General features: G+C 59.4%; 8 protein-coding genes and 6 tRNA genes. 5 read left to right on the plus strand and 9 right to left on the minus strand.

The features are described from left to right. Window positions 1-199 precede the first annotated feature (199 nt). The 8 genes from B5F88_RS17835 to B5F88_RS17870 all read right to left on the minus strand — a co-directional run bounded on the left by B5F88_RS17835 (window position 200) and on the right by B5F88_RS17870 (window position 2,845). Window positions 200-273, minus strand: a tRNA-Cys gene (locus B5F88_RS17835). Between the two features lie 41 nt (window positions 274-314). Continuing rightward, window positions 315-390 (minus strand) — tRNA-Gly (locus B5F88_RS17840). 97 nt (window positions 391-487) lie between these two features. Continuing rightward, window positions 488-563 (minus strand) — tRNA-Phe (locus B5F88_RS17845). A gap of 3 nt (window positions 564-566) precedes the next feature. Next, a tRNA-Asp gene (locus tag B5F88_RS17850) sits at window positions 567-643 on the minus strand. Window positions 644-679: 36 nt separating this feature from the next. After that, window positions 680-755, minus strand: a tRNA-Val gene (locus B5F88_RS17855). Window positions 756-911: 156 nt separating this feature from the next. Then, complete coding sequence (gene hslO / locus B5F88_RS17860; protein WP_087348723.1) at window positions 912-1,796, minus strand: Hsp33 family molecular chaperone HslO; 885 nt, start codon at window positions 1,794-1,796, stop codon at window positions 912-914. A 4-nt stretch (window positions 1,797-1,800) separates the two neighbouring features. Further along, window positions 1,801-2,547, minus strand: coding sequence for a class I SAM-dependent methyltransferase (locus tag B5F88_RS17865; RefSeq protein WP_087348725.1), 747 nt, complete (start codon window positions 2,545-2,547; stop codon window positions 1,801-1,803). After that, complete coding sequence (locus B5F88_RS17870) at window positions 2,537-2,845, minus strand: YerC/YecD family TrpR-related protein (RefSeq protein WP_087348728.1); 309 nt, start codon at window positions 2,843-2,845, stop codon at window positions 2,537-2,539. The genes B5F88_RS17865 and B5F88_RS17870 overlap by 11 nt, the downstream gene beginning before the upstream one ends. 146 nt (window positions 2,846-2,991) lie before the next feature. Between B5F88_RS17870 and B5F88_RS17875 the strand changes: the two genes are divergently transcribed. The 3 genes from B5F88_RS17875 to B5F88_RS17885 all read left to right on the plus strand — a co-directional run bounded on the left by B5F88_RS17875 (window position 2,992) and on the right by B5F88_RS17885 (window position 6,619). Continuing rightward, the gene (locus B5F88_RS17875) at window positions 2,992-3,423 is read left to right on the plus strand and encodes a hypothetical protein (protein ID WP_087348730.1); all 432 of its coding nucleotides are present in this window, start codon (window positions 2,992-2,994) and stop codon (window positions 3,421-3,423) included. Between the two features lie 151 nt (window positions 3,424-3,574). Next, on the plus strand, window positions 3,575-4,852 hold the full coding sequence (locus B5F88_RS17880) for an adenylosuccinate synthase (RefSeq protein ID WP_087348732.1): 1,278 nt from the start codon (window positions 3,575-3,577) through the stop codon (window positions 4,850-4,852). A 135-nt stretch (window positions 4,853-4,987) separates the two neighbouring features. Next, window positions 4,988-6,619 (plus strand): DUF6056 family protein, encoded by a 1,632-nt coding sequence (locus B5F88_RS17885; RefSeq protein WP_087348734.1) that lies wholly within the window; start codon window positions 4,988-4,990, stop codon window positions 6,617-6,619. A 92-nt stretch (window positions 6,620-6,711) separates the two neighbouring features. On the opposite strand, the gene B5F88_RS20860 is transcribed toward B5F88_RS17885, so the two are convergent. Next, a complete protein-coding gene (locus B5F88_RS20860) occupies window positions 6,712-6,855 on the minus strand; it encodes a hypothetical protein (RefSeq protein ID WP_162612241.1) in 144 nt (47 codons plus the stop codon). A 120-nt stretch (window positions 6,856-6,975) separates the two neighbouring features. Here B5F88_RS20860 and B5F88_RS17890 point away from each other — a divergent pair, with 120 nt between their 5' ends. Together B5F88_RS17890 and B5F88_RS17895 are read left to right on the plus strand one after the other, a co-directional pair. Beyond that, on the plus strand, window positions 6,976-7,872 hold the full coding sequence (locus B5F88_RS17890; protein ID WP_242959871.1) for a LysR family transcriptional regulator: 897 nt from the start codon (window positions 6,976-6,978) through the stop codon (window positions 7,870-7,872). Between the two features lie 93 nt (window positions 7,873-7,965). Next, a tRNA-Pro gene (locus tag B5F88_RS17895) sits at window positions 7,966-8,042 on the plus strand. The last annotated feature ends 213 nt before the right edge of the window (window positions 8,043-8,255 follow it).

The raw sequence follows: 8,255 nt of genomic DNA on the forward strand, positions 1-8,255 counted from the left end.
GGGGACAACTGCTCAGTCTATATGCAGATAAAGGCTGCCATTTCGCAAATGGCAGCCTTGCTCTATCTTTCTATGTCCTCCGCTATTTTACGCTTACTGGCATCTATGGAATCAACCGTGAATTTCCCAGCTAAAAAAATCCGGAAAAGGTTGATGCCGTAGGCTGCAAGCCTACGGCATCTATACCTTTTTTACAATATGGAGGCGACACCCAGATTTGAACTGGGGGTGGAGCTTTTGCAGAGCTCTGCCTTACCACTTGGCTATGTCGCCTTATGGATAAAAGGAAGAAACAAACTTCCTTTTATCATTTTTGGAGCAGGTGACGAGGCTCGAACTCGCTACCTCCACCTTGGCAAGGTGGCGCTCTACCAGATGAGCTACACCTGCATGTCATGGTCCATTCTATGCAGACCACACACACATGAGACCAGAAATTTTAAGGGGTACCTTCCGGCGAATATGTCGGGCATATTCGCCGGAAGGATGGTGCCTCCGGCCGGAATCGAACCAGCGACACGGGGATTTTCAGTCCCCTGCTCTACCAACTGAGCTACAGAGGCAAATGGCGACGCGGAAGGGACTTGAACCCTCGACCTCCGGCGTGACAGGCCGGCGTTCTAACCAACTGAACTACCGCGCCATACGGTAGGGGGTACGGGAGCTTCCATAAAGGAAGTGGTGGGAACAACAGGGCTCGAACCTGTGACATCATGCTTGTAAGGCATGCGCTCTCCCAGCTGAGCTATGCTCCCGTGATCAAGTCTGCTTGGGTTTCGCTTTGGTTTTGCTCGGGTCAAGCAGCGAAGGTTATTATACTAGATGCACCCCCACTTGTCAACCATTTTTGAGAAATTTTATTAGATATTTTTCGCCGCCCCCGAAAACGCCCCGAGGGCGGCGGTTTTACGTTATTTCTCCAGGGATGCCAGCAGGGTTTCCAGGTCCTCTTTGGAGTATTGATAGACCTTGTCACAGAACTGGCAGGTCAGCTCCGCCCTGCCCTGCTCCCGGATCAGGTCCTCCAGCTCCTGGCGGCCCATACTGATGAGAGCCCGGCTTACCCGGTCCCTGGAGCAGTAGCAGCGGTACTCCACCGGCTCCTCCGACAGGACCTCCAGCTCAAAGTCGGACAGCACCTGCTCCAGCAGCGTGCGGGCGTCCATGCCGCCCCGCATGGCCTCGGTGACCGCCCCCACCCGCTGAATGCCGTTTTCCACCGCGGTGATCACGCCGTCATCCGCTCCGGGCAGCAGCTGGATCAGGTAGCCGCCGGCACACAGCACGCTCTGGTCCACATCCACCAGCACCCCCAGGGCGCAGGCGGTGGGAATCTGCTCGCTCTCCACAAAGTAGGAGGTGATATCCTCCGCGATCTCCCCCGACACCAGCGGGACGGTGCCCACATAGGGCTCCTTCATACGCAGGTCCTTGATGACCGTCAGGGAACCCTCCCGTCCCACAGCGGAACCCACATCCAGCTTGGCGGGGCCCTTCAGCGGCAAATCCACCAAGGGGTTGACCACATAACCTCTGGCGTTGCCCTGACTGTCAGACACCACCGTCATGCTCCCCAGGGGGCCGTCTCCCTTGATGCGAAGGGTCACGGAGCCCTCCTCCTCCTTGAGCTGATTGCCCATCATGGAGGCCGCCATCAGGCCCCGCCCCAGGGCGGCGGTGGCCACCGGCAGGGTCTTGTGGATCTGCCGGGCCCGCTCCACCATCTCCCGGGCGGAGATGGCCGAGGCCTTCACCGGCGCGTTTTTTGCCAATGCGCGAATAATTGTATCTGCCATGTTTTCAGGTATCCTTTCGTGCGGCGAAAAAGATGCGCCCCTCCCCCGCTCTGGGGGGAGTCATCCGCAGCTCGCCGTATTGCTTGATCCGCCGGAAGCCCGCCTGACGCAGCAGCTCCTCCAGCTCCTCCGGCTGGTACGCGAATTCCTCGTGTACCTCCTCCCAGCGGCGCCACAGGCCGTTTTCCTCCCGCTGGAAGATGTCCATGCCGTAGGTACACACCCGCCGCCGGGGCGAGTAGTCCGCCCGCCAGACGCAGTAGGACGTCTCGTTCTCATCCAGAAAGATCTGTCCGTCCAGCCCCTGCAGCTTGTCCGGCGTATTGATGTCAAACAGAAACAGGCCGCCGGGCATCAAAAAAGTGTGCACACGTTGAAACGCCCGGGCCAGTTTCCCGGACCGGGTGACGTAATTGATGCTGTCCAGACAGCACACGCAGGCGTCGATGGTGCCGTAGAGATCCAGTTCCTCCATGGCCTGGTGGAGGAAAATGGGCTCCGGCTCCCCCACGCCCCGGCACTTCTCCGCGGCCTGGGCCAGCATCTCCTCCGACAGGTCGGCGCCAATCATCTCATATCCCCGCAGGGCCAGGAGCCTGGTCAGGCTCCCAGTGCCGCAGGCCAGATCCAGCACGGTACGGATGGGCAGCCTGCTGCGGGCAAAGTGCCGCTCCACATAGTCCGCCCAGCGGTCATAGTTTACATCCTCCGTAAACTGATCGTAGCACTGGGCCAGATATTCATACGCCATGCTCCGCCTGCTTCTCCTTGATCCGGGGCAGCACCGCCTGATAGCCGTCCGCTCCATACTGCAGGGAGCGGTTCACCCGGCTGATGGTGGCGCTGGAGGCGCCGGTGCGCTCCAGAATGTCATTATAGATCATGCCGTCCGACAGCAGCATGGCCACCTCAAACCGCTGCTCCATGGCCCGCAGTTCCGCCACCGTGCACAGGTCGGAGAAAAACTTCTTGCACTCGTCCAGATCCTGCAGCGTGAGGATTGCCTGATAGAGCAGATCTCCATGCTCCCACTTTTCATTTTTTGTCATAGGCAGTCTGACCTCCCATTTGTACTGACGCAAGCGTTCTTTTTGTATTTTACCAAAGTGAAGTATGGAAGTAAACTGTTTTTCACCACTTTTAGAAAAAATGCATAAACTAAATAGAAATTATTTCCATTTTAGGAGGGGTCGCAATGGATCCGAAGCACAAGGGAGCGCAGGCCCCGCCGGAGGCCCGGGTCTTGCTGTGGGAGGGGGAACCGGTGCTCTCCTTTTTCCCGCCCAAGGTGGCCCTTCCTCTGGGCACACCCAAACGGGTGACGGCCTATTACCGTCGGCTGGAGCAGATGTGGCTGGACCGCTGGGAAAAAACCGTCTATCCCCGGGCCTGCGCCGCGGCCCAGACCGCCCGGAACACCTCCCGCCCCTTTGACCCCTGGACCGCCGGACTGGAGGCGGAGGCGGAACAGGACGGCGATATACTCCGGGTCCGGTGGGAGGCGGCGGAAACCGCCGGCGGCCGGCGCTGCGCCCTGAATCGGGAGGAGCTGTGGCAGCTGCCGAAAGGAACTCCCGTGATCCCGGCCAAAGGGGCAGGAAAAAAACGGCAGGAGGATCCGGCGTAAATTTATTGATTTTTTTCGTCCCTTTGCCTTGTCCAACGGGGAAAACAGGAATATAATATCCTATGTCGGGGCAGGCTGTTTGACGCCCGCCCCACGACATTGCCGGCGGGAAAAGGCCAATGCGCGAATCCCCGCGGCAGGAGGAATCATTATGGTAAAGGCGATTGTCGGCGCAAACTGGGGCGACGAGGGCAAGGGCAAGATCACCGACCTGCTGGCCGAGCAGTCGGATGTGGTCATCCGCTTTCAGGGCGGAGCCAACGCCGGGCACACCATCATCTGCGACTATGGGAAATTTGCCCTGCATCAGCTCCCGTCCGGCGTGTTCTACCCCCACATCACCAACGTCATCGGAAACGGTGTGGCGCTGGATGTCAACAAGTTTGCCGCTGAGCTGGAGCATCTGAAGGCGGGCGGCGTTCCCGCGCCCCACATCATCGTGGACCTGCGCACCCAGCTGCTGATGAGCTACCATGTGCTGCTGGACTCCTATGAGGAGGAGCGCCTGGCCGGAGCCGCCTTTGGCTCCACCAAGTCAGGAATCGCCCCGTTTTACTCTGACAAATATGCCAAGATCGGCATTCAGGTGGCCGACCTGTGGCATGAGGACCGGCTCAAGGGTCAGCTGGCCCACATCTGCGAGCTGAAGAACGTGCTGCTGGAGCACCTCTATCACAAGCCCAGGCTGGAGCCCGACGCGCTGTTCGAGGAGCTGATGGGCTACCGCAAGCTGCTGGAGCCCTACGTGGGCGACGGGGTGAGCTTTGTCCACCGGGCGTTGAAGTCCGGCAAGCAGCTTCTGCTGGAGGGTCAGCTGGGCTCCATGAAGGACCCCAATCTGGGTATCTGTCCCATGACCACCTCCTCCCACACCCTGGCCGGCTTCGGCACGGTAGGCGGCGGCGTGCCTCCCACGGCGCTCACCGATATCATCACTGTCACCAAGGCCTACTCCTCCGCAGTAGGCGCCGGCGCCTTTGTCAGCGAGCTCTTCGGCGATGAGGCGGAGGAGCTGCGCAAACGGGGCGGCGACGCCGGCGAATACGGCGCTACCACCGGTCGGCCCCGCCGGGTGGGCTGGTTTGACACCGTTGCCACCCGCTACGGCTGTATGGTTCAGGGCGCCACTCAGGTCGCCCTGACCGCCATTGACTGTCTGGGTTACCTGGACGAGATCAAGGTGTGTACCGGCTATGAAATCGACGGCCAGGTTACCCGCGATTTCCCCGTGCCCGCCCTGCTGGACCGGGCCAAGCCGGTGTACCAAACTCTGCCCGGCTGGAAATGCGACATCCGGGGCGTCACCGATTATGCCGCCCTGCCCCAGGCCGCCCGGGATTATGTGGACTTCATCGAAAAGGAGATCGAGGCGCCTATCACCATTGTCTCCACCGGTCCCAAGCGCCACGAAATCTGCTATCGGAAATAAGCAGCGCAAAGGCAGGAGGCGTACCGCCGGCAGCGGCGGTACGCCTCCTATTACTATGCATCCAGCACATTGCCGCAGACGGAAAAATGGGGTACAATGGAAATTATACTGAGTAAAGGTCGGGAGGAATGGAGCATGAAGTGGGTGCGCAGAGGGATGGCGGCGGCAGCTCTGGCTGTGCTGGGCATCTCTCTTGTTACACTGCTGCTGCTGGGGCGCTGCTGTGCGCCGTCGGCGGATGACTTCGGATATGGCGCTCCGGTGCACTTTGCCCTGGAGGCCGGGCTCGGTCTGCCCGGAGTATTGGGTGCCATATGTGAAAACCTCCGCTATACCTACCAAAACTGGCAGGGAACTTTTGCCTCCATTCTGCTGTTTTCCATTCAGCCCGGCGCCTTCTCCTGGAACGCCTATCCCCTCACTGTCCTGATCATGCTGGCCGCCATTATCCTTCCGGTATTTCTGACCCTGGGCTCCCTGTACACAGAGAGCCGGACCTGGACAGTACTGCTCGGCAGTATCATCTCCCTGCTAAGCGTACAGTATCTCCCCTCCCCAGCGGAGGGGATCTTCTGGTGGAACGGCGCTGCCCACTACCTGGCGTTCTGGTTCCTCGGCGTGAGCATGATCCTCTGCCAGCTCCGTCTGGAGCGGTGGAAGTGCCGGGGTGTGCTTTTTGGACTTCGCCTGGTTCCGGCGTGCGCGGGCTGCTTTTTTGTGGGAGGCGGCAATTATTCCACCGCCCTGGTCTTTGTCCTGGTGTCCGCCGCCTTTACCGTGCTCACCCCGCTCAGGCGCGTTCCCCGGCACATTGCGGCAGCGAATCTACTTATGACCCTTTCTGCCGCCGCCGGACTGGTGGTAAGTATGGCCGCCCCCGGCAACGCTGTGCGTCAGGCCGGCCTGGAGCAGCTTCCCCCCTTCACCGCCATCCTCCGCTCCTTCCAGCAGGCAGGGCAGGACATTGCAGCTATGACGGACGAAACGGTTCTGGCAGGTCTGCTGCTGACAATTCCCCTGTTCCTCCTGTCTGTCCGTGGGAGCGGTTACCGCTTTCGGCTGCCGCTGCTGGTGCTGGGCGGATCTTTCTGCGCCTTTGCGGCGCTCTACACCCCTCCCCTCTACGCTATGGGGGTCAGCGCGGTTCCCCGGATGGAAAATCTGTTTTGGCTGGCCTACGTCTTTCTGGTCTTTGGAAATGGGTTCTACCTGGCCGGGTGGCTGTCCTGCCGTCTCTCGGCGGAACGCTCAGGAAAGGGCCGCCAGGTTCTGGGTACGCTGGCCGGCGTCGGGGGAGCAGCTCTGCTGGTGGCGCTGTGCTGCCAGTTGGAGGAGAGTAACGCATACCTGGCTTACCAGGATCTTCACAGCCCGGAGCTGAGCGCCTATCTCCAGGAGCGGGAATCCCGCCTGGCGCTGAGCGAGGATCACACCACCCCTCCCCCCCGCTTTACCGCTATAAGCGATTATCCAGTTTGTTTTCCCGTCAACCAGCTGCTCACCTGGACGTCGGACGTGCTGGTAGACGGCGTGCCTGCGGATCTGCCCTGCTACCACACCTGCGGCGGCGAAGTAACTTACGTGGGATTGGAACGGGCGCTGAGCTTCTTTCACAGCGGCAAGCCGCTGGACAGCTCAGATTTTTCCGCTACCTTCCGAATCGGCGGCGAGTTCTGCGTGCCTCTGCGGGAGCTTTGCAATTGGCTGGGCTATACCGTTACCTACGATGTTACGATTGATACCATCTCCATCATCACCACTGCCTGACGGCAACGAAAAAACGGGAGGGGGCGTTTCGCCATTTGGCTAAACGCCCCCTCCCATTATGCTCTCCCCAACCTGTGAGGCAGGTTGCTCATTCATACGCCCCGGACACAGTCCCGGAGCGCCCGCCAGGGACTCCCGGACCAAAACTCCCGGGCCATTCCCGTAGGAATTCCCTTCCGCAGCAGCTCATATCCCGCGGCTCTCCGGCTGGTCTCCATGGTAATCTCTTTCTTCATGACGATCGCTCCTTTCTGTCCGGCGCTCTTGCCTTCCTTCTGGTTTTAGTATACAATAGGATCACACATGAATCAAACGAATCTTTTTCATCTTTTACATGATTAAAAGGAATGATAGGCATGAATCTGACCAAATACCAGGCGCTGCTGAAGACGGTGGAATTAGGCAGTATTACCAGAGCCGCGGAGGCCATGGGCTATACCCAGTCCGCCCTGAGCCGGGCCATTGCGGAACTGGAACGGGAGTGGGATCTGGAGCTGCTGACCCGCAGCCGGAGCGGGGTGGCGCTCAGCTCGGACGGCAGCGTGCTGCTGCCCGCCATCCGGGGTCTGTGCAATGCCGCCAAAATGCTGGAGGAGCAAGTGGCGGAGCTGCACGGCATGACCCAGGGCACCTTGCGGGTAGGCACCTTTACCAGCGTCTCCATCCACTGGCTGCCCGGTATTATGAAAGTCTTTCTGGATCGCTACCCCGGCATCCATTTTGAGCTGGTAAGCAGCTGGGAGTTTGCCGAAATTGAGGACCTGATCCGCCGGGGGGAGGTGGACTGCGGATTTCTCCGGGTCCCCGCCGGAGAGGGCCTGGACACCATCCCCCTGCGGCAGGACCGGCTGCTTGCCGTACTTCCCCCCGACCACCCTCTGGCACACGCCCCCTGTTATCCCATCGCCCGCTTTACCCAGGAACCATACATTCGCATTTCCGAAGAGCGTGACATGGAAATCAGCCGGATTTTTCAGGAGGAAGGGGTTCGTCCAAACCTGCAATATAACGTCAATGATGATTTTGCCATCCTGGCCATGGTGGAGCAGGGCTTGGGCGTCAGCATCATGCCGGAGCTGGTTCTGCGCGACTCCAACCGGCGTTTTTCCGCAATCCTGCTGGATCACCCCCGATTTCGGGAAATCGGACTGGCTGTCCGCAGCGGAAAGGCTCCCTCTCCCCTCACCTCCCATTTTTTGTCCTGCGTCCAGGAGCTTGTGGCGCAGATGGACCCGGATATCTCCCCAGAATAAATTTCTACCCTTGACAAACGGGAATGCCAACACTATAATAATACGTGCTGATTCTCTGCTTTGCATCTCAAACAGACTGCAGGCAGAAGATATCCGGGTGTGGCGAAGCTTGGTATCGCGCTTGGTTCGGGTCCAAGAGGCCGTGGGTTCAAATCCCGCCACTCGGACCAACTAAGGTTGCTGAAAAAGATGCAACCCCTGAAACCCTTGCTGCGGCAAGGGTTTCAGCCATTTCAGAGGACAAAATCGAGCACCAGACGAGATGGAGATGCAAGTAAGCGTAAAATAGAGGAGGACCTTTCCCCCTGTGGTAAGATGGGAGTAAAAAGACAGGGGGCAGAGAGGTCATGAGTGAGGAAAAGCGAATTTTGCAGTGCCTGAAC

Origin of the sequence: Flavonifractor sp. An306 (assembly GCF_002159455.1) — a bacterium.
In the GTDB taxonomy this organism is placed as follows: Bacteria; Bacillota; Clostridia; order Oscillospirales; family Oscillospiraceae; genus Flavonifractor.